General features: G+C 66.5%; 20 protein-coding genes. 11 read left to right on the top strand and 9 right to left on the bottom strand.

Annotation, left to right across the window (positions count from 1 at the left end; genetic code table 11):
* Window positions 1–4: 4 nt before the first annotated feature.
* Window positions 5–1,462, bottom strand: a complete 1,458-nt coding sequence (locus G6N32_RS04665) for an NAD-dependent succinate-semialdehyde dehydrogenase (RefSeq protein WP_115317107.1) — start codon at window positions 1,460–1,462, stop codon at window positions 5–7.
* Window positions 1,463–1,512: 50 nt separating this feature from the next.
* On the opposite strand from G6N32_RS04665, the gene pgi reads away from it, so the two are divergent.
* Window positions 1,513–3,162 (top strand): glucose-6-phosphate isomerase, encoded by a 1,650-nt coding sequence (gene pgi, locus G6N32_RS04660; protein ID WP_115317109.1) that lies wholly within the window; start codon window positions 1,513–1,515, stop codon window positions 3,160–3,162.
* On the opposite strand, the gene G6N32_RS04655 is transcribed toward pgi, so the two are convergent.
* From G6N32_RS04655 to G6N32_RS04635, 5 genes are read right to left on the bottom strand one after another with little or no spacing between them, the layout of a single operon-like run.
* Entirely contained in the window at window positions 3,159–3,908 is a 750-nt protein-coding gene (locus G6N32_RS04655; RefSeq protein ID WP_115317111.1) for an SDR family oxidoreductase, read from the bottom strand. The two genes, pgi and G6N32_RS04655, sit on opposite strands and share 4 nt — an antisense overlap.
* A gap of 14 nt (window positions 3,909–3,922) precedes the next feature.
* Window positions 3,923–4,786 (bottom strand): Fpg/Nei family DNA glycosylase, encoded by an 864-nt coding sequence (locus G6N32_RS04650; protein WP_115317113.1) that lies wholly within the window; start codon window positions 4,784–4,786, stop codon window positions 3,923–3,925.
* 9 nt (window positions 4,787–4,795) lie between these two features.
* The gene (locus tag G6N32_RS04645; RefSeq protein ID WP_115317115.1) at window positions 4,796–5,188 is read right to left on the bottom strand and encodes a phage holin family protein; all 393 of its coding nucleotides are present in this window, start codon (window positions 5,186–5,188) and stop codon (window positions 4,796–4,798) included.
* 27 nt (window positions 5,189–5,215) lie between these two features.
* Entirely contained in the window at window positions 5,216–5,950 is a 735-nt protein-coding gene (gene cobF, locus G6N32_RS04640; RefSeq protein ID WP_115317117.1) for a precorrin-6A synthase (deacetylating), read from the bottom strand.
* Between the two features lie 9 nt (window positions 5,951–5,959).
* The gene (locus tag G6N32_RS04635; protein WP_115317119.1) at window positions 5,960–7,123 is read right to left on the bottom strand and encodes an MFS transporter; all 1,164 of its coding nucleotides are present in this window, start codon (window positions 7,121–7,123) and stop codon (window positions 5,960–5,962) included.
* 40 nt (window positions 7,124–7,163) lie between these two features.
* On the opposite strand from G6N32_RS04635, the gene G6N32_RS04630 reads away from it, so the two are divergent.
* Window positions 7,164–7,622 carry a DUF2231 domain-containing protein gene (locus G6N32_RS04630; RefSeq protein ID WP_115317121.1) on the top strand — a complete coding sequence of 153 codons (459 nt, stop codon included), beginning with the start codon at window positions 7,164–7,166 and terminating at the stop codon, window positions 7,620–7,622.
* Between the two features lie 32 nt (window positions 7,623–7,654).
* On the opposite strand, the gene G6N32_RS28610 is transcribed toward G6N32_RS04630, so the two are convergent.
* A complete protein-coding gene (locus G6N32_RS28610) occupies window positions 7,655–8,608 on the bottom strand; it encodes a helix-turn-helix transcriptional regulator (RefSeq protein ID WP_197935808.1) in 954 nt (317 codons plus the stop codon).
* 218 nt (window positions 8,609–8,826) lie between these two features.
* Between G6N32_RS28610 and G6N32_RS04620 the strand changes: the two genes are divergently transcribed.
* Window positions 8,827–9,699 carry an LLM class flavin-dependent oxidoreductase gene (locus G6N32_RS04620; RefSeq protein WP_115317123.1) on the top strand — a complete coding sequence of 291 codons (873 nt, stop codon included), beginning with the start codon at window positions 8,827–8,829 and terminating at the stop codon, window positions 9,697–9,699.
* On the opposite strand, the gene G6N32_RS04615 is transcribed toward G6N32_RS04620, so the two are convergent.
* Entirely contained in the window at window positions 9,696–10,496 is an 801-nt protein-coding gene (locus G6N32_RS04615) for an enoyl-CoA hydratase/isomerase family protein (protein WP_115318832.1), read from the bottom strand. The two genes, G6N32_RS04620 and G6N32_RS04615, sit on opposite strands and share 4 nt — an antisense overlap.
* A 44-nt stretch (window positions 10,497–10,540) precedes the next feature.
* On the opposite strand from G6N32_RS04615, the gene G6N32_RS04610 reads away from it, so the two are divergent.
* The 4 genes from G6N32_RS04610 (at window position 10,541) to rnhA (ending at window position 14,051) form a co-directional block, all read left to right on the top strand.
* Window positions 10,541–10,969 (top strand): type II toxin-antitoxin system Rv0910 family toxin, encoded by a 429-nt coding sequence (locus G6N32_RS04610; protein ID WP_115317125.1) that lies wholly within the window; start codon window positions 10,541–10,543, stop codon window positions 10,967–10,969.
* A gap of 115 nt (window positions 10,970–11,084) precedes the next feature.
* Window positions 11,085–12,953: a propionyl-CoA synthetase gene (locus G6N32_RS04605; RefSeq protein ID WP_115317127.1), complete on the top strand. Its 1,869-nt coding sequence runs from the start codon at window positions 11,085–11,087 to the stop codon at window positions 12,951–12,953.
* Window positions 12,954–12,957: 4 nt separating this feature from the next.
* Window positions 12,958–13,584 carry a VOC family protein gene (locus G6N32_RS04600; RefSeq protein WP_115317129.1) on the top strand — a complete coding sequence of 209 codons (627 nt, stop codon included), beginning with the start codon at window positions 12,958–12,960 and terminating at the stop codon, window positions 13,582–13,584.
* On the top strand, window positions 13,581–14,051 hold the full coding sequence (rnhA, locus tag G6N32_RS04595) for a ribonuclease HI (protein WP_115317131.1): 471 nt from the start codon (window positions 13,581–13,583) through the stop codon (window positions 14,049–14,051). Before G6N32_RS04600 ends, rnhA begins: the two co-directional genes overlap by 4 nt.
* 58 nt (window positions 14,052–14,109) lie before the next feature.
* On the opposite strand, the gene G6N32_RS04590 is transcribed toward rnhA, so the two are convergent.
* Window positions 14,110–16,398 (bottom strand): ATP-dependent DNA ligase, encoded by a 2,289-nt coding sequence (locus G6N32_RS04590; protein ID WP_410432952.1) that lies wholly within the window; start codon window positions 16,396–16,398, stop codon window positions 14,110–14,112.
* 35 nt (window positions 16,399–16,433) lie between these two features.
* On the opposite strand from G6N32_RS04590, the gene G6N32_RS04585 reads away from it, so the two are divergent.
* The 4 genes from G6N32_RS04585 (at window position 16,434) to G6N32_RS04570 (ending at window position 19,629) form a co-directional block, all read left to right on the top strand.
* Window positions 16,434–16,658 (top strand): hypothetical protein, encoded by a 225-nt coding sequence (locus tag G6N32_RS04585; RefSeq protein WP_115317135.1) that lies wholly within the window; start codon window positions 16,434–16,436, stop codon window positions 16,656–16,658.
* 36 nt (window positions 16,659–16,694) lie between these two features.
* A complete protein-coding gene (gene ku / locus G6N32_RS04580) occupies window positions 16,695–17,600 on the top strand; it encodes a non-homologous end joining protein Ku (protein WP_115317137.1) in 906 nt (301 codons plus the stop codon).
* Window positions 17,601–17,738: 138 nt separating this feature from the next.
* Window positions 17,739–18,530, top strand: a complete 792-nt coding sequence (locus G6N32_RS04575; RefSeq protein ID WP_115317139.1) for an SDR family oxidoreductase — start codon at window positions 17,739–17,741, stop codon at window positions 18,528–18,530.
* A gap of 22 nt (window positions 18,531–18,552) precedes the next feature.
* The gene (locus G6N32_RS04570; RefSeq protein ID WP_115317141.1) at window positions 18,553–19,629 is read left to right on the top strand and encodes an NAD(P)H-dependent amine dehydrogenase family protein; all 1,077 of its coding nucleotides are present in this window, start codon (window positions 18,553–18,555) and stop codon (window positions 19,627–19,629) included.
* Window positions 19,630–19,645 lie beyond the last annotated feature (16 nt).

Genomic DNA, 19,645 nt, shown 5'->3' with positions numbered 1-19,645 from the left:
AGCACTACTTGGTCAGCGCGATGTACTTGGTGTCCAAGTATTCGTCGATGCCCTCGATGCCACCCTCACGACCGAAGCCGGATTCCTTGACGCCGCCGAACGGCGCGGCCGGATCGGAGATCACGCCCCGATTCACCCCGACCATGCCGGATTCGATCGCCTCGGCGACCCGTAGTGCCCGGTCCAGCGACTCGGTGTAGATATAGGCCGCCAGCCCGTATTCGGTGTTGTTGGCCGCGGCGACGCCATCCTCCTCGGAGTCGAAGCCGATGATCGGCGCGACGGGCCCGAACACCTCCTCGGTGAGGATGCGCGCGGTCGGCGGGATGTCGGTGAGGACGGTGGCCGGGTAGAAGTTGCCTGGGCCGCCGGGAGCCTCGCCGCCGAGGGCAACCTTGGCGCCCTTGTCCACGGCGTCGTTGACGAGTTCCTGAACCTTGTTCAGCTGCTTGGTGTTGATCAGCGGACCCAGCTTGCTCGACGGGTCCAGCCCGTTGCCCAGGGTGACCTCGGCCATCCGCTTGACGAACTTGTCGGTGAATTCGTCGATCACCGCGTTGGCGACGTGGATGCGATTGGCCGCCGTGCACGCCTCGCCGCCGTTGCGCATCTTGGCCAGCATCGCGCCCTCGACCGCGGCATCGACGTCGGCGTCGTCGAAGACGACGAACGGCGCGTTGCCGCCCAGCTCCATCGACGTGCGCAGCAGCTTGTCCGCCGACTGCGCGACCAGCGCCTTGCCGACGCCGGTGGAGCCGGTGAAGGTCAGCTTGCGCAGCCGACCGTCGTCGATAAGCGCCTTGGTGACCTCACCAGGCCGGCTCGTGGGCAGGATTGACAGCACACCCTTGGGCAGACCGGCTTCAGCCATCAGCTTGGCCAGCAGCAGCATGGTCAGCGGGGTCTCCTGGGCAGGCTTGATGATCATGGTGCAGCCGGCCGCGAACGCGGGCCCGATCTTGCGGGTTCCCATGGCCAGCGGGAAGTTCCACGGCGTGATCGCGTAGCACGGGCCGACGGGCTGCTTGGTGACGATGATCCGGCCGGTGCCGGCCGGCGACGGGGTGTAGCGGCCGCCGATGCGCACCGCCTCCTCGGCGAACCAGCGGAAGAACTCGGCGCCGTACTTGACCTCACCCATGCTCTCGGCGACGACCTTGCCCATCTCCAGGGTCATCAGCGCGGCGAGGTCGTCGGCGCGGTCGATGATCGTCTCGAACACCGAACGCAGGATCTCGCCACGATCCCGCGCCGGGGTGGCTGCCCACTGCGCCTGCACCGCGCAGGCGGCGTCGAGCGCGGCGACAGCGTCCTCGGCGGTGGCATCGGCCACCGTCGCGATGACTTCGTCGTTCGACGGGTCGAAGACCTCGAAGGTGGACGACCCCGGCCGCTCTTCTCCGCCGATCCACAAACCCGTGGGAACCGACGACAACAGCCGTTCAATGTCTGGGGTGCTCATACCACCATCATGTACACCTTTGGTCACCTCGTCACACTAGGGTCGAACGAATGACTGGAGACATTTCCGCTACACCGGAATGGAACGCGCTGAGTCGCCACCACGACCAGATCGCCGGGAAACACCTCCGCGAGTTTTTCGACGAAGATCCGGCCCGCGGCCGCGAGCTCACGCTGACCGTCGGCGACCTGTACATCGACTACAGCAAGCACCGCGTCACCCGGGAGACACTGTCGCTGCTGGTCGATCTGGCCCGCGCCGCGAACCTCGAAGAGCGCCGCGACGCCATGCTGGCCGGGCAGCACATCAACACCTCCGAGAACCGCGCGGTGCTGCACACCGCGCTTCGTCTGCCGCGTGACGCCACCCTGGAGGTCGACGGTCAGAACGTGGTCGCCGACGTGCACCAGGTGCTCGACGCGATGGGCGACTTCACCGACCGGCTGCGTAGCGGCGAATGGACCGGCGCCACCGGCGAGCGGATCAAGACCGTGGTCAACATCGGCATCGGCGGCTCGGATCTGGGCCCGGTGATGGTGTATCAGGCGTTGCGGCACTACGCCGACGCCGGCATCTCGGCCCGGTTCGTCTCCAACGTCGACCCGGCCGACCTGGTCGCCAAGCTCGACGGGCTCGACCCTGCCACAACGCTTTTCATCGTCGCATCCAAGACGTTCTCGACGCTGGAGACGTTGACCAATGCCACCGCCGCCCGGCGCTGGCTGACCGACGCCCTCGGCGACGCCGCGGTGTCGAAGCACTTCGTGGCTGTCTCCACGAACAAGAAGCTGGTGGACAACTTCGGCATCAACACCGCCAACATGTTCGGCTTCTGGGACTGGGTGGGCGGCCGCTACTCGGTCGATTCGGCGATCGGCCTGTCGGTGATGGCGGTGATCGGCCGGGAGGCGTTCGCCGACTTCCTGTCCGGTTTCCACATCGTCGACCGCCACTTCGCCACTGCGCCTTTGGAATCCAATGCGCCGGCACTGCTCGGGCTGATCGGCCTGTGGTATTCGGACTTCTTCGGCGCCGAGACCCGTGCGGTGCTGCCGTACTCGAATGACCTGTCCCGCTTCGCGGCGTACCTGCAGCAGCTGACGATGGAGTCCAACGGTAAGTCGGTGAAGGCCGACGGTTCCCCGGTGACGACGCCGACGGGTGAGATCTTCTGGGGCGAGCCGGGAACCAACGGCCAGCATGCGTTCTACCAACTGCTGCACCAGGGCACCCGGCTGGTTCCCGCGGACTTCATCGGGTTCTCCCAGCCCACGGACGACCTTCCGACCGCCGACGGGTCGGGCAGCATGCACGACCTGTTGATGAGCAACTTCTTCGCCCAGACCCAGGTGCTGGCGTTCGGCAAGACGGCCGAGGAGATCGCGGCCGAAGGAACCCCGGCCGATGTCGTTCCACACAAGGTGATGCCGGGCAACCGGCCCAGCACGTCGATCCTGGCGGACCGGTTGACCCCGTCGGTGGTGGGCCAGCTGATCGCGCTCTACGAACACCAGGTGTTCACCGAGGGCGTGATCTGGGGTATCGACTCGTTCGACCAGTGGGGCGTCGAGCTGGGCAAGACTCAGGCGAAGGCGCTGCTCGGAGTGATCACCAGCGACGGCTCGCCGCCCAAGCAGACCGACAGCTCGACCGACGAGCTGGTGCGGCGTTATCGCGAGGAGCGCGGCCGAGCTCGCTAGGCGAACAGCTTGGCGAACCGGGTCGGTACCACCTTCATCAGCGCCACCAGCGGAATCCACGGCCACCCGGGCACGACCGCGCGCCCGGGTTCCCGCTCGATGGCCGCGACGATCTGGCGCACGCCGGTGTCGGTGTCGACCATCAGCATGGTGGTCTTCGATTTCGCGGTCATCTCCGACTCGATGTAGCCGGGTTCGATGACGGTGACTCTGATTGGGCCAGAGGCATATTCGGCGCGCAAGGACTCACCCAGCGAGCTCAGCCCGGCCTTGCTCGCCGCGTAGGCGGCCTTGACGCCGGGAACGCCGCGGTTGCCCATCACACTCGACATCAGCACCAGATGCCCCGAGCCCGCCGCCCGCAACATCGCCAGCGCCGCCTCGATCTGCACCAGCGCCGAGACCAGGTTGGTCTCGATGGTGGCCTTGTTGGCCCACAACTTGCCGGAGCCGAGCGGGGCGCCCTTGCCGATCCCGGCGTTGACGATGACCCGGTCGATGCCGCCGAGTTGATCGGAGAGTTCGGCGAACACCTCGGGCACCCGGTCGTGGTCGTCGACGTCCAAAGCGGCGATGGCAACCGTGATGTTGGGGTGCCGCCTGGTCAGTTCGGCCTTCAACTCGTCGAGGCGGTCCAGACGGCGCGCGCACAACGCCAGATCGCGACCCTTCGCCGCGAACGCGCGGGCCATCCCGGCCCCGAGTCCGGAACTCGCCCCGGTGATGAGGATCTTCTTCCGGGTCACGGGGCGCAGTGTATCTACTTCAGCAGCTTCGACATCCGCCGGTCGGCCAGCACCTTGCCGCCGGTCTGACACGTCGGGCAGTACTGAAACGACTTGTCGACGAAGGAGACCTCGCGCACGGTGTCACCGCACACCGGGCAGGGCAAGCCGGTACGGGCATGGACCCGTAGTCCAGATCGCTTCTCCCCCTTCAGCGTTGCGGCCTGCTGCCCCACCGAACGCTGCACAGCGTCGGTCAGCACAGTGATCATCGCGTCGTGCAGGGCGCCGAGTTGCGCGGCGGTGAGCTTGTTGGCCGTCGCGAACGGCGACAGTTTCGCCACGTGCAGTATCTCGTCGCTGTAGGCGTTGCCGATTCCGGCGATCACCTTCTGATCGGTGATCACCGTCTTGATCCGTCCGCCATGCGGCTTGAGAATGTCGGCCAGCTGTTCGGGTCCGATCTCCAGAGCGTCGGGGCCCAGCGTTGCGATGCCGGGAACCTTGGCCGGGTCGTCGACGATCCACACCGCGAGCCGCTTCTGGGTGCCTGCCTCGGTCAGGTCGAAACCGGGTGCGTCGCCGGGCGTTCCGAGGTGCACCCGCAGTCCGATCGGGCCCTTACCCGGCTTGAGCGGCGCGGCCGCGAGCTTGTCGCTCCATTTCAGCCAGCCCGCCCTCGACAGGTGGGTGATCAGCCACAACCCCCCGGCCTGCATCCCGAGGTACTTGCCCCAGCGGGCCGCGCCCGTCACGGGTTGTCCGTGCAGCGCAGTCGGTGGCGGGTCGAACGTCTTCAGCACCGACAGCGCGGCGACATCGATGCGCCCGACCGTCTGGCCGACGGCATGCCGGCGCAGATGGTCGGCCAGGGCCTCGACTTCGGGCAGTTCGGGCATAGGTTCAGGTTAGCGGCGGTCGGCGTCACGCAGCGGTAGCGAGAACAGCCACCCCACGATCGACAGCGCGATCGCCGCCCAGATGGCGGTCCACCAGAACTGGTCGATCTGCAGTCCCCAGTGGGTGGTGTGGTCGGTGATCCAGGCCGTGATCCACAACATCAGCGCATTGATCACGACGTGAAACAGCCCGAGCGTGAGGATGTAGAGCGGTATCGACAAGATCTGCACGACGGGCTTGATGATCGCGTTCACCACGCCGAAGACGATGGCGACCACCAGAATGATGCCGGCTCGCTGCAGCGTGGTGTCACCACCCACGAAGCTGATGCCGGGCACGATCAACGTCACAACCCACAGCGCCAGCCCGGTCACCGCGGCGCGGAGGAGGAACTGTCCCATGCGGGAATTCTCCCAGAATGCGCCCGCCTAGGCCCGCAAGAGATAGATGTCCATGATCCAGCCGTGTTTCGCGCGAGCCTCGGCGCGCAGCGCGGCGATGCGCTCGCCCACCTCGCCGACGGTGCCCGACATCAACAGTTCGTCTCCGGTGCCGAGGTAGGCGCCCCACCAGATCCGGGTCTGCGGCGGGCAGCCGAGGAAGGCGCAGTCGCCGTCGAGCATCACCACGGCCGAGCCGGTCAGGCCGGTCTTGCGCAGTTTCCGCCCGGTGGTGATGAGCACGGGTTCGCCCACGTCATTGAGCGGGATCCGGTGCCGCGCGGTCAGCGCCTGGATTGCGGTGATGCCGGGGATGACGTCGTAGTCGAATTCGACGTGCCGGGCAACCTCGTCGAGGATCCGCAGGGTGCTGTCGTAGAGCGACGGGTCGCCCCACGCGAGGAAGGCGCCGACGCCATCGGGCCCGAGCTCGGTGTCGATGGCCTGGGCCCACAGCTCGGCGCGGGCGGAATGCCAGTCGGCGACGGCCTCGGTGTAGTCGCCGTCGGACGCGCGTTTCGGGTCGGGCAGTTCCACGAACCGGTAGCCGGGCTCGTCGATGAACCTCGCGCAGATCTCGCGGCGCAGGGCGACAAGGTCGCTTTTCGTCTCGCCCTTGTCCATCGCGAAGAACACGTCGGTGTCGCCCAGCGCGCGGATCGCCTGCGATGTCACGTAGTCGGGATCGCCGGCCCCGATACCGATGACGTGGATGGTGCGCACCGGGGCAGCCTAACGAAGGCGCCGCACTGCCGGCGGCACCAGCAACACAGTCGCAAAGCAGGCGCCGGCCGCGCCGGAGATCAGCAGGGGCAATCGGCCGTCGCCGCCCCACAGCAACCCGGCCCACAGCCCGGCGACCAGTACCGCGAATCCCGTTGCGCCCTGGAACACTCCCTGCGCACTGGCCTGCCGGTCACCGCCGACGAGCGAGGAGATCCAAGCCTTGCCGACGCCGTCGGTGCATGCGGTGAACATCCCGTACGACGCGATCAGCAGCCATGCGGCCGTGGAATCTGTGGTCAACCCGAGCCCGATGTAGCCGACGGCGAAGAAGACCAGCCCGAAGCCGAACACCGCCGAACGTGGCAACCGGTCGGCGAGCACGCCCGCGGGAAAGCTGCCCAGCGCATACACCAGGTTGTAGCCGACATAGGCAAGGATTACCTGCACAACTCCGAAGCCGATCTCGTTGAGCCGCAACAGCAGTAACGCGTCGGGAAAGTTGACCACGCCGAAGCCGACCAGCAGCGTGGTCACGCGCCAGTATCTGCGCGGCAGTTCCCGCAGCCCTGTGAAGATCGGCGCCCGCGCGACTCGGGGCTCGGCACGCCGGGGTTCGCGGACCAGCACGACCAACAGCACGGACAGCACCGCGGGCACGATCGCGATGTACAGCAGCGGCGCAATGTGGTGATCGAGCAACTCGTAGCCCGCCAGGCCAAGTAATGGCCCGACCACCGCACCGAGAGTGTCCATCGCACGGTGGAAGCCAAAAACCCTGCCGCGCAACGGTTTGTCGATCCCTTCGACCAGCAGTGCATCGCGCGGTGCGCCCCGGATCCCCTTACCGAGGCGGTCGACGACCCGGCCTGCGAGCACACCGGGCCAGGCGCCGGCCACGGCGATGATCACCTTCCCCAGCGCGGCCATGCCGTATCCCGTTGCGATCAAAGGCCGTTTGGCGAACCGGTCACCGAGCGGTCCCACTGCGAGCTTGGTCATCGAGGCCGCCCCCTCCGCGGCACCTTCGATTGCACCCACGACCGACGGCGGCGCACCCAGCACCGCGGTCAGGTAGATCGGAAGCAGCGGATAGAGCAGCTCGCTCGCGGCGTCCTGCAGAAACGACACCGCCGAGAGCACCCGCACATTGCGGGTCAGCCACGCAGTCATTACGGCCGATTATGTACCACCCGCGAAGTAGTATTCGCCCGTGTCGACGTTCAACGGCCTGCCTGCTCACGTCCTGTTCGTCCATTTCATCGTGGTTCTCGCGCCGCTGACCGCGGTCCTGGCCATCCTCTGTGCGGTATGGCCTGCGGCCCGACAGCGCCTGGTGTGGCTGGTGCTCGCGTTGTCGCTGGTGGTCACGGTGTTGACCCCGCTGACCACCGAGGCCGGCGAGTGGCTCGAGCACCAGGTCGGCCGGTCGCCGGTGGTGCACACTCACACCGAGCTGGGCGACACGATGATCTTCTTCTCGCTGGCGCTGCTGGTTGCGGCGGTGCTGTTGGCGGTTGTGCATGTCAGCGCCGCCCGTGGACGCTCGCTGTCGACGGTCTTCGCGGCCGTCATCACGGTGTTCGTGGTGGTGGTCGGTATCGCGACGATCGTTCAGGTCTACCGCATCGGCGACTCGGGCGCGCAGGCCACCTGGGGCCAAAAAGCCTGACTCGCAACCACTTCAGCGGCGCCGAGCGCCGGTCAGCCGTGCAGGGTGACGCTGGGCGACTCCCCGTACTCGGCGCGGTAGACCTGGCTGAACCGCCCGGTATGGGCGAAGCCCCAGCGGGTGGCGATAGCCGAGACGGTGTCGTGGGCCGGGTCCGCAGCCAGGAGATCCCGGTGCGCGCGGTCCAGGCGGACGCGGCGCAGATATGCCATCGGGGTGGTGTCGAGATGCCGCCGGAACATGTACTGCACGGCTCGGGGCGTGACGTTGATGGCGGCCGCGATATCGGCCATCGAGATATCCCGCGCGCAGTTGGCCTGGATGAAGTCGATCGCCTGGCGCACCAGCGGTGCGCAGACGTGTGGGTGCTCGACGTGTTTGGCGTCGGCGAAGGTGTTCGGAAAGACATGCAGCAGCGTCGATGCGAGCAATGAGACGGCACCACCGACCACCAGCGTGGCGTCCTCCGGGCACAGGACACTCGTCAGCGTCGACGTCACATAGTCGACGGTCGTTTCCCATTGCGCGGCCGCCACATCCGACCGCGGCCGGTTGGAGGTGAAGCGGACACCGGGTGAGTCGTCGGTCGCCTGGTCACCGGTGATCCGCTGCAGTGCCTCCGGCGACAGCGCTGTCAATGACACCTCGGCGTCTTCGGTGTTCGCCGAGCATGGTCGACCGGGGCGCACCGCGAGCACCACGTCACCGGAGGCGCATCGCTCGGCGCGGGCGGAGGCGCCGATCTGGACTGTGCCCGCCTTCACCTCGGTCACGAGATAGCAGGGCCATCCGTCGGTTTCGAAGTGCAGAGCCCCCGGAAACTCCGCCTCGGTGACGCTGGCGTGGCCGATCTCCAACCGGGCTATCCGGATCGGGTGACGGGGATCGAGGCCGTCGACGCGGCCCTGCGCGCGCCACGCGGTCGAGATGAACGCGGCGACCGCATCCGGACCGCCGGTGGTGCAGGTGGTGTGCTGCGGGAGCACAGCGATACGAGCGGTGATCGTTCTTCCTGACTTCCCATGAACGCATAGCCCCCGAGAACCGCAGTTCGCGTGGTGCGCGTTTTAGATGATCATGAATGAGCGTGGGCTCAGCTCGTGTGGTCGAGAGTACTCCGAGCAGGCGCGAAATCAGCGGCGTTCACTTCCCGACCATCAGGATCTCCGACCACAACAGGTAGAACACGTTCTACTATCGCCGCATGCGATTCACCTACGCCGAGGCGATGATCGATCCGTCCTTCTACATCCCGCTCGCCAAGGCCGTCGAGGCTGCCGGGTACGACGGGATGACGATTCCGGACAGCATCGCCTATCCGTACGAGTCGGACTCCACCTATCCGTACACCCCGGACGGCAACCGGGAGTTCCTGGACGGCAAGCCGTTCATCGAGACGTTCCTGCTCACCGCGGCACTGGGCGCCGTCACCGAACGACTCAAGTTCAACTTCTTCGTGCTCAAACTGCCGATCCGCCCGCCGGCCCTGGTGGCCAAGCAGGCCGGCTCACTGGCCGCGTTGATCGGAAACCGCGTCGGACTCGGGGTGGGGACGAGTCCATGGCCGGAGGACTACGAACTGATGGGGGTGCCGTTCGCCAAGCGCGGCAAACGGATGGACGAATGCATCGAGATCATTCGCGGGCTCACCAGCGGTGACTACTTCGAATTCCATGGCGAGTTCTACGACATCCCCAAGACCAAGATGACGCCGGCACCGTCCGAACCGCTGCCCATCCTGATCGGCGGCCATGCCGACGCTGCACTACGCCGGGCGGCACGCAACGACGGCTGGATGCACGGCGGCGGCACCGATGATCTCGACGACCTGCTGGTCAAGCTCAACCGGTATCGGGAAGAAGAAGGCACGACCGACCGGCCCTTCGAAATCCACGTGATCTCACTCGACGCGTTCACCGTCGACGGCGTGAAACGCTTGGAGGACAAGGGAATCACCGACGTGATGGTCGGGTTCCGGCTTCCCTACATCAAGGGACCCGATCTCGAGCCGCTGGACGACAAGATCCGCAATCTCGAGATGTTCGCCGAGCGAGTGATCGCAAAAGTCAACGGCTAGAGCGCATCCCAGTTCGGCGCCCGCTTCTCACGGTGTGCCATCGCGGCCTCGCGCGGGTTGTTGGTGAACCCGGTCAGGATTTGCGTCCGGTTCTCGATCTCCTTGGCGTGCCGCAGACTCGGCGCATCCAGGGCCGCGTTCAGACCGGTCTTGGTCTGCCAGACGCCGAAGGCGTTGTTGGCGGCGATGCTGCGCGCCATCGCCAGGGCCGCGTCGGCGAGCGCCTCCTCGGCGACCACCTCGTGCGCCAGACCGATCCGGTAGGCCTCGTCCGCGTCGATGATCCGTCCGGTCAGCATCATCTCCCGGGCGGCCCCCGCGCCGACGATCTTCGGCAACAGGTAACTGGTGCCCATGTCCAGCGACGAAAACCCGGCCTTGATGAACACCGAGCCGAAGCGAGCGGTCTGCGACGCGATCCGGATGTCGCAGTGCAGCGCGTAGGCCAGTCCCCCGCCCACGGCCACCCCGTTGACCGCCGCGACCACGGGGATGGGCAGCTCATAGAGCCGGGTCAGCTGGTCGGCGAGGCGCACCTGGGCGTCGTAAGTCGTCTTGAACTCCGCGGCGGCCGGCTCGGTCCACGGCTTCCCGGTGCCGCTGAGGTCGGCGCCCGCGCAGAAACCCCGGCCCGCCCCGGTCAGGATCGCAACCCGGTACTTCCACGAACTCAGCCGGTCCAGCGCGTCGTCCACCCCGTCCATCAGCGCACCGTCGATCGCGTTGAGCAGATTCGGCCGGTTCAGCGTGACCTGAGCAATTCCGTCGTCGAGCTCGTCGAATTCCACCGCAGACATGTGCAGCACGTTAGCGGTGCCGCAGGAGCGGGTACAGGCGGCCCATGGCGACTGTTGACGTATCCGTGCCCTCTGACGTGGCGCCGCAGCAGGCCTGGAAGCTGGCCTCGGATCTGAACCGCTTCGACGAGTGGATGACGATCTTCGCGGGCTGGCGCGGGTCGGTCCCGGAACAGATCGGCGAGGGCACCGAAGTCTCGTCACTGATCAAGGTGAAGGGGTTCCGCAACACCATCCACTGGCGGGTGACCAAGTACGACGAGCCGCACACGATCGAACTGCGCGGTACCGGCTGGCCCGCCGTCCGGATCTGCATCACCATGAACGTGGCCGAAGTCGATCAGCGCACCTGCTTTCACCTGATCGCCGACATCTCCGGCGGGGTGCTCAACGGGGCGGTCGGGCGTCTGGTGGCGCGCGTGCTGGAGTCCGACGTGCGCAAATCGGTGTCCAATCTGGCCGCGCTGGCCTGACGGTGTGCCGCTCGGCGCAGATGCCGGTGCGTTCGGCGACAAACCACTGATAGGTGACGGCTGCGTCACATGATCGCGCTACCGTGCTTACACCCAACGACGGGAGGAAGCCGGGATGGGCGGGTATCGCCAGTTGTTCGACGCCAGCGTGGCTGACGCGGGAGAGTTCTGGGCGCAGGCCGCGGGCGCGGTTACGTGGACTCGCGCGCCGCAGCGCATCCTCGACGACAGCAACCCGCCGTTCTACCGGTGGTTCCCGGACGCCGAGCTGAACACCTGCGCCAACGCGCTCGACCGGCACATCGAGGAGCGCGGCGACCAGGCCGCACTGATCTACGATTCGCCGGTCACCGGCAACCAGCGTGTCTACACCTACCGCGAATTGCTCGATGAGACAGCACGGTTCGCCGGAGTACTGCGCGAGCAGGGCGTGGGCAAGGGTGACCGCGTGGTGCTGTACATGCCGATGATCCCCGAAGCGGTGATCGCAATGCTGGCCTGCGCTCGTCTGGGTGCGGTGCACTCGGTGGTGTTCGGCGGGTTCGCCGCACACGAGCTGGCCACCCGCATCGACGACGCGCGGCCGACGGTCGTCGTCTCAGCGTCGTGCGGCATCGAACCGACCCGGGTGGTGCAGTACAAGCCGATGCTCGACCACGCGCTGGAGTTGGCGTCGCACAGGCCTGATGCCTGCGTGATCGTGCAGCGCGACAAGCACGCCTGCGATCTGGTCGATGGCCGCGACATCGACTGGTCTGACGCGATGGCGGCGGCTGTCCCCGCCGATCCCGTGCCGGTGGCGGCCACCGATCCGCTGTACGTGCTCTACACCTCCGGCACCACGGGCAAGCCCAAGGGCATCGTCCGCGACAACGGCGGTCACGCCGTCGCTCTGCTGTGGAGCATGCGGCACATCTACGACATCGACCCCGGCGACGTGTTCTGGGCGGCCTCCGATGTCGGGTGGGTGGTGGGCCACTCCTACATCGTGTACGGGCCCCTGCTGGCCGGCGCCACCACGGTGCTCTACGAGGGAAAGCCCATCGGCACACCGGATCCCGGCGCGTTCTGGCGGGTGGTGTCCGAGCACGGAGTCAAAGCGTTGTTCACCGCGCCGACCGCGATCCGCGCGATCCGCAAGGAGGATCCGCAGGCCTCGCATGCCGAGCGCTACGACCTGTCGTGCCTGAAGTATCTGTTCCAGGCCGGTGAGCGGCTGGACCCGGACACCTACGCCTGGGCGTCGGCGAAGCTCGGTGTGCCCGTTGTCGATCACTGGTGGCAGACCGAGACCGGCTGGGCGATCGCCGCCAATCCCATGGGGGTGGAACACCTTCCGCTCAAGCCGGGCTCACCCACGGTACCGATGCCGGGGTACGACGTGCAGATCCTGCGGGTGGACGGCAGCCGGTGCGAGCCGAACGAAGAGGGCGCGATCTGCATCAGCCTGCCGCTTCCGCCGGGAACACTGCCGACGTTGTGGGGTGACGACGCGCGGTACGAGGCGTCGTATCTGTGCGAACACCCGGGCTATTACCTGACCGGCGACGGCGGGTACCTCGACTCCGACGGCTACCTGTTCGTGATGGGCCGCATCGACGACGTGATAAACGTTGCGGGACATCGATTGTCAACAGGGTCGATCGAGGCGGTGTTGGCCGGGCATCCCGCGGTCGCCGAATGCGCGGTGATCGGGGTGGCCGACGAGATCAAGGGCCAGGTGCCGCGCGGCTTCGTGGTGTTGAAGGCGGGCGCGTCGGACGAGGGGCTGGCCGAGGAGTTGGTGGCCGCCGTCCGCGAGGAGATCGGTGCGGTGGCGTGCTTCCGGTTGGTCGATGTGGTCCCGGCGCTGCCGAAGACGCGTTCGGGCAAGATCCTGCGCAAGACGATGCGTGGCATCGCGCACGGCAAGGACGAGCCGGTGCCGTCGACCATCGAAGACCCGGCCGTGCTGGACACCTTGCGCCCGATCCTGCAGGGGTAGGGCGGTGGCCGTCACCATCGGCGAGATTCACGTCGGCGACTCCGCCTCCGCGTGGCGGGATGCCGGATTCAGTGTGGATTCGGATGCGGTTGCCCGAATCGGTGACGTGCGGGTACGCCTGGCCGGGCAGGGATCCGGCATCGTCGGCTGGACTTTGCGGGGCCTGCCGGTCGACGGTCACATCGACGGGATCCCGACGGCGTCATCCGTAACCGACGCCCCCGAGCCGGCCGCGCACCCGAATGGCGTGACCGAGATCGATCACGTCGTGCTGTTGTCTCCCAACCTTTCCCGGACCATCTCGTCGCTGTCTGCCATCGGGCTGCACCCACGTCGGGAACGCGACGCCGAACTCGGTGGTCAGCCGATGCGGCAGATCTTCTTCCGGCTGGGGCCCGTGATCCTCGAGGTCGTCGGCTCGCCCAGTGCGACCGCCGGCGGACCGTCGTCGCTGTGGGGCATCACGTACGTCGTCGAAGACATCGACGCGACGGCGGCGTTCTTCGGAGATCACGCGCTGCGGGTGAAAGATGCCGTGCAGCCGGGCCGCCGGATCACCACAGTGAAGCATCGCGATCTGGGCATGTCGGTGCGCACGGCGATGATCTCGCCGCCTATTCTCGGCGCATGAGCTCGGAGGAGACGGTTGTCATCCACACCGACGGGGGTTGCCGGCCCAACCCGGGCCCCGGCGGCTGGGGAGCGGTGCTGCGCATGCGCGAACACGTCCGCGAGATGTGCGGCGGCGAGCCCGGTGCGACGAGCAACAACCGGATGGAGCTGACCGCGCCGATCATGGCGCTGGAGGCGCTGACCCGGCCGGTGTCGGTGCACCTCTACACCGACAGCACGTACGTCCGGAACGGGATCACCAAGTGGGTCCTCGGCTGGGAGCGCAACGGCTGGATGACATCGGCGAAGCAGCCGGTGAAGAACGTCGACCTGTGGCAGCGGCTGCAGCTCGCCTGTGCGCAGCACCGTGTCGAGTGGTTCTGGGTGAAGGGCCATTCGGGCGTCGCCGACAACGAGCTGGCGGATCAGTTGGCGACGCGAGGTTTGGAAGAGGCGGTCGCCGCGGCGGCGATCTCGTTGCGTTGAGTGAGCGTTCACGTCTCAAGTTCGGCGCCTAATTGGCACGCCAGCGCTCAATGAAGGGTTAAATCGGCGACTCGAGCTCGACGTCGCCCGGCGCCTTGTCGGGCCGTAGGCCGCGCCAACTCGGGTGGCGCAATCGGCCGTCGGAGGTCCACTCGCCGAAGCGCACCTCACCGACCAGCTCGGGCCGCACATACGTGACCCCCTTGGCATCGAGTCTGGGAAGTGGTGTGGCGAAGGGTGATTCGTCGGTGTGCAGCGGCTCCAGGATCTTCTTGAGCCGCGACAGCTCCTTGTCGGAGAACCCGGTGCCCACCCGGCCGATGAACCGCAGGCCACCGTCATCGGGGATGCCCAGCAGCAGCGCGCCGATGCCGCTGGAACGCCCGCCATTGCCCTCGCGCCACCCGCCGATGACGGCCTCCTGCGTGTTCCAGTTCTTGTCCTTGATCCACGCCGCCGACCGCCGGCCCGGCTGATACGTCGAGTCCCACTTCTTGGCGACGACTCCCTCCCACTTCTTCGTGCGGGAGAACTCCAGCGCTTCCGGACCGTCACCGTCGAGCAATGGCGGCACGATGAGATCCGTTCCCTCGGCGAAGGTTTCGAGTATCTTGCGTCGATCGCGATACTTGGCCTTCAGCAGTGAACGTCCGTCGAGACGCAGAATGTCGAACGCCCAGAACTCGATCTGGCTGGCGCGCACCCGGTTCTGCATCTCACCGAAGTTCGGCACCCCGTCGGCGTCGAGTGCCACCACCTCGCCGTCGAGGATGACGTCATGATCGGCAAGATCGGCTGCCAGCGCACGCAACTGCGGGTAGTCGGCGGTCAGGTCCCGTCCACTGCGCGACTGCGCTCGCAGCTGTCCGTCGGAGACCTCGACCAGCAACCGGTACCCGTCGAACTTGCCCTCGAATGCGTACTGCGTCGCGGTCAGCTTCTCCACCGACCCCAGCGTGGCCAGCATCGGCGAATAGTCCTGCAACCGCGGAGCCGGCTGTTCCTTCATCCGGTGCGCCAGCCATTGGTCACCCTTGGTCTGAATCAGGGCGTACCGTCCCGAGATTCGCTGGCCGTGCAGGTCGACGATCACCTCGCCGCCCTTCTCCGCGCCGGAGTCTCGGAACTTCTCGGCCTCATACGTCCCGGAATCCCAGATGATCACCTTGCCGCCGCCGTACTCCCCCTTCGGGATCTCGCCCTCGAATGTCCCGTACTCCAGCGGGTGATCCTCGGTGTGGACGGCGAGGTGATTGACGGCCGGGGTGTCGGGCAGATTCTTCGGCACCGCCCACGACACCAGCACCCCGTCGTGCTCCAGCCGGAAGTCGTAGTGCAGCCGCCGCGCATGGTGTTCTTGGATGACGAACGTGTTGTTGTTGCCGACGGCAGGCGTCGCCTCGGGCACCGGCTCGGGTGTCTTGGTCGCGTCGCGCATGCTGCGATACGTGGTCAGGCGGTCATGCTTGGGCAGGTCATCGTCCAGCCCGGCCAGCAGATCGCCCTGCTCGGCGACCCGCGCCAGCACCTCGTGATACTGCAGGTGTCGCAGCTCGGGGTCGCCGATCTCCTCCCACGTCCGCGGGGCGGCCACCGTCGGAGTCTCGCGGCCGCGAAGCGAATACGGCGCGATCGTGGTCTTGGAGCCGTTGTTCTGACTCCAGTCCAGGAAGATCTTGCCGGCCCGCAGGCTCTTGGTCATCGTCGCGGTGACGAGCTTGGGCATGCTCTTCTCGAGCTGTTCGGCCACCCTGCGGGCCACCACCACCGCTCCACTGCTGCTGACCGGATCGGCCAGCGGTGCATACAGATGCAGCCCCTTGCTACCGCTGGTGAGCGGGTAGACCGTCAACCCGATGTCGTCCATCAGCTCGCGTACGGCGTTGGCCACCTCGCACAGCTGCGGCATGCTCACGCCTTCGCCCGGGTCGAGGTCGAACACCAAACGTGTTGCCGGACCTATCTTTCCGTCCGCGGTGAATCGCCATTGCGGCACATGGACTTCCAGCGACGCCTGCTGCGCAATCCACGCCAATCCCGTCGGGGTCTCGATGATCGGGTAGGTGGTGCTGCCCGACCGGTGATCCACCGTCGCGCGTTCGAGCCAGCCCGGCGCCGAACTGGCCAGCTGCTTTTCGAAGAACGCGGGTTCGTCGACGCCGTTGGGCCACCGTTTGCGGGTAACGGGCCGCCCGGCGATGTGCGGCAGCATCACGTCGGCGATCGTCGTGTAGTAGGAGAACACGTCGGCCTTGGTGGTCCCGGTGGCCGGGTACAGCACCTTGTCGGCGTTGGTGAGCACCACGCGCGGTCCTCGCGTCGCCCCCGGCGGCCACACGTCATTCACCATCTCACGGTATTACCCGCTGTTACCGTGGACTAGTGATCAAAAAGCTGGCGGCCGCGCTTCTGGTCTTGCCCGCGTTGATCGGTGTCCCGCAGGCGGCCGCCGATCCGGAGGATCACGTGCCGTATTGCTCGGGTGATCAGACCCCCACGAACAACAACTGCCAGTACGCGCCCGAGCAGGGCTACATGAGCGGCGCGCCGGGCGCCAACCCGGATACCCCGCTCGGGCTCAATCCGGGCGTCGAGGCTGCCATCTAGCCTCGGTAACTCCGATCGGCCCTGCATACTGGACAGATGCGTTCCATCTGGAAAGGCTCGATCGCATTCGGTCTGGTGAACGTCCCTGTCAAGGTGTACAGCGCCACCGAAGATCACGATCTGAAGTTCCATCAGGTGCACGCCAAGGACAACGGCCGCATCCGCTACAAGCGCGTCTGCGAAGTGTGCGGTGAGGTCGTCGAATACCGCGACATCGCCAAGGCCTTCGAATCCGACGACGGCCAGACCGTGGTGATCACCGACGAGGACATCGCCACACTGCCCGAAGAGCGCAGCCACGAGATCGAGGTGGTGGAGTTCGTGCCCGCCAGTGAGATCGACCCGTTGATGTACGACCGCAGTTATTTCCTGGAGCCGGACGGGAAATCGTCGAAGTCCTATGTGCTGCTGGCCAAAACGCTGGCCGACACCGACCGGGTCGCCATCGTGCATTTCGCCTTGCGCAGCAAGACACGGCTGGCGGCGCTGCGGGTCAAGGACTTCTCCAAACGCGACGTGATGGTCATCCACACGCTGCTGTGGCCCGACGAGATCCGCGACCCCGACTTCCCGGTGCTCGACAAGGAGGTTGAGATCAAACCGGCCGAGCTGAAGATGGCCGGCCAGGTCGTCGAGTCGATGGCCGACGACTTCCGCCCCGACGAATTCCGCGACACCTACCAGGAGCAGTTGCGGGAACTCGTCACCGCCAAGCTCGAAGGCGGAGAGGCGTTCACCACCGAAGACCAACCCGCCGAGCTCGACGAGACCGAGGACGTCTCCGATCTGCTCGCCAAGCTGGAGGCCAGCGTCAAACGTCGCCGTGGCGAGGCGGGAGACTCCGAGGACAAAGCGCCCGCGAAGAAGGCACCTGCCAAGAAGGCCGCCAAGAAAGCGCCGGCCAAAAAGGCCGCGAAGAAGGCACCGGCCAAGAAGTCCTGACCCGTTCGGGATGTGAATTTTCTGCCGATTCTTCGAACTCGGCACCAAAGTAGAACGTGTTTCAGTTACGTTCCGAAAGGAGCGTCATCAACCGCAGCGGTCTTGTTACGGTGTTCGCCGACAAGGGAAGAGAGACACGTGATACTCGACAAGTTCAGACTTGACGGTCAAGTTGCAGTGGTCACCGGCGCGGGCCGCGGCCTGGGAGCCGCGATCGCCGTCGCATTCGCCGAAGTCGGCGCCGATGTCGTCATCGGCTCGCGCACCCAGTCTGAGTTGGAGTCGGTGGCCAAGCAGATCGAGGCGGTGGGACGCCGCGCCCACATCGTCGTCGGCGACCTCTCGCACCCCGAGACCACCGCCGAGTTGGCGGGCAAGGCCGTCGAGGCGTTCGGCAAGCTCGACATCGTCGTCAACAACGTCGGCGGCACCATGCCCAACGCGCTGCTCAACACCAGCGTCAAAGACATGAAGGACGCGTTCACGTTCAACGTGCTCACCGCGCACGCGCTCACGCTGGCCGCCGTACCGCTGATGATCGAGCACTCCGGCGGCGGCAACATCATCAACATCACCTCGACGATGGGCCGGCTGGCCGGGCGCGGATTCGCGGCCTACAGCACGGCCAAAGCCGCCCTCGCGCACTACACCCGGCTCACGTCGCTGGACCTGTCGCCGAAGATCCGGGTCAACGCGATCGCACCGGGCTCCATCCTGACTTCGGCTCTGGAGATCGTCGCCTCCAACGAGGCATTGCGCGACCCGATGGAGAAGGCGACGCCGATGAAACGACTCGGCGATCCGCTCGACATCGCCGCGGCCGCGGTCTATCTCGCCTCGCCGGCCGCCAGTTACCTGACCGGCAAGATGATCGAGGTCGACGGCGGCCTCATCGTCCCGAACCTCGACCTCCCCATCCCAGACCTGTAAGTCCGTACCTCTGAGGAGCACCATGCCCATTCGCGTCGCACAAGTCGGCACCGGCAATGTCGGTGTCCACGCGCTCAAGGGATTGATCACCAATCCGGAGTTCGAACTCACCGGGGTCTGGGTGTCCTCGGACTCCAAGGCCGGCAAGGACGCCGCCGAGCTGGCCGGGCTGTCCGAAACCACCGGGATCACAGCCACCACCGATCTCGGCGAGATCCTGGCCGCGAAGCCGCAGTGCGTGGTCTACAACGCGCTGGCCGACAACCGGTTGCCCGAGGCGCTCGAGGACTACCGCCGCATCCTGGCGGCCGGTGTCAACGTCGTCGGCAGCGGCCCGGTGTTTCTGCAGTGGCCGTGGGAGGTGATTCCCGAGGAGATGATCAGCCCTCTGGAAGATGCTGCCCAGCAAGGCAATTCGAGCCTGTTCGTCAACGGAATCGACCCGGGCTTCGCCAACGACCTCCTTCCCCTGGCTCTGGCAGGGACCTGCCAGAGCATCGAGCAGATCCGGTGCATGGAGATCCTCGACTACGCCACCTACGACAGCGCCACCGTGATGTTCGACGTGATGGGCTTCGGCAAGCCACTCGACGACATCCCGATGCTGCTGCAGCCCGGTGTGCTGAGCCTGGCCTGGGGTTCGGTGATCCGCCAGATCGCTGCCGGGCTCGGACTCGAACTCGACGGCATCGAGGACATGTACGTGCGTGAGCCCGCACCGGAGGACATCGAGATCGCCGCGGGCACCATCGCGAAAGGCACCGCGGCGGGACTGCGTTTCGAAGTCATCGGCTTGGTCGGTGGCGCTCCGGTGATCGTCCTCGAACACGTCACCCGACTGCGCGAGGACCTCTACCCGGAGTGGCCGCAGCCGGCCCAGCCCGGCGGCAACTACCGCATCGAGATCACCGGCGAACCGTCGTACGCGGTGGACGTGTGCCTGGGATCGCCGAATGGCGACCACAACCACGCCGGACTGGTTGCCACCGCGATGCGACTCGTCAACGCCATTCCCGCGGTGGTGGCGGCACCGGCAGGCATCCGCACCACGATCGACTTGCCGCTCGTCACTGGCAAAGGGCTGTACGCTCCTAGTTAGGGAACTGCCAGGAAGG

Source organism: Mycolicibacterium aichiense (assembly GCF_010726245.1).
In the GTDB taxonomy this organism is placed as follows: domain Bacteria; phylum Actinomycetota; class Actinomycetes; order Mycobacteriales; family Mycobacteriaceae; genus Mycobacterium; species Mycobacterium aichiense.
This window is presented reverse-complemented; position numbering and strand designations above follow the sequence as displayed.

Bases quoted from the DNA above. Each gene is read 5' to 3' on its own strand.
- G6N32_RS04665 (WP_115317107.1), bottom strand. From the start codon at position 1,462: ATGAGCACCCCAGACATTGAACGGCTGTTGTCGTCGGTTCCCACGGGT.
- pgi (WP_115317109.1), top strand. From the start codon at position 1,513: ATGACTGGAGACATTTCCGCTACACCGGAATGGAACGCGCTGAGTCGC.
- G6N32_RS04650 (WP_115317113.1), bottom strand. From the start codon at position 4,786: ATGCCCGAACTGCCCGAAGTCGAGGCCCTGGCCGACCATCTGCGCCGG.
- G6N32_RS04645 (WP_115317115.1), bottom strand. From the start codon at position 5,188: ATGGGACAGTTCCTCCTCCGCGCCGCGGTGACCGGGCTGGCGCTGTGG.
- G6N32_RS04635 (WP_115317119.1), bottom strand. From the start codon at position 7,123: ATGACTGCGTGGCTGACCCGCAATGTGCGGGTGCTCTCGGCGGTGTCG.
- G6N32_RS04620 (WP_115317123.1), top strand. From the start codon at position 8,827: ATGCGATTCACCTACGCCGAGGCGATGATCGATCCGTCCTTCTACATC.
- G6N32_RS04615 (WP_115318832.1), bottom strand. From the start codon at position 10,496: ATGTCTGCGGTGGAATTCGACGAGCTCGACGACGGAATTGCTCAGGTC.
- G6N32_RS04610 (WP_115317125.1), top strand. From the start codon at position 10,541: ATGGCGACTGTTGACGTATCCGTGCCCTCTGACGTGGCGCCGCAGCAG.
- G6N32_RS04605 (WP_115317127.1), top strand. From the start codon at position 11,085: ATGGGCGGGTATCGCCAGTTGTTCGACGCCAGCGTGGCTGACGCGGGA.
- rnhA (WP_115317131.1), top strand. From the start codon at position 13,581: ATGAGCTCGGAGGAGACGGTTGTCATCCACACCGACGGGGGTTGCCGG.
- ku (WP_115317137.1), top strand. From the start codon at position 16,695: ATGCGTTCCATCTGGAAAGGCTCGATCGCATTCGGTCTGGTGAACGTC.
- G6N32_RS04570 (WP_115317141.1), top strand. From the start codon at position 18,553: ATGCCCATTCGCGTCGCACAAGTCGGCACCGGCAATGTCGGTGTCCAC.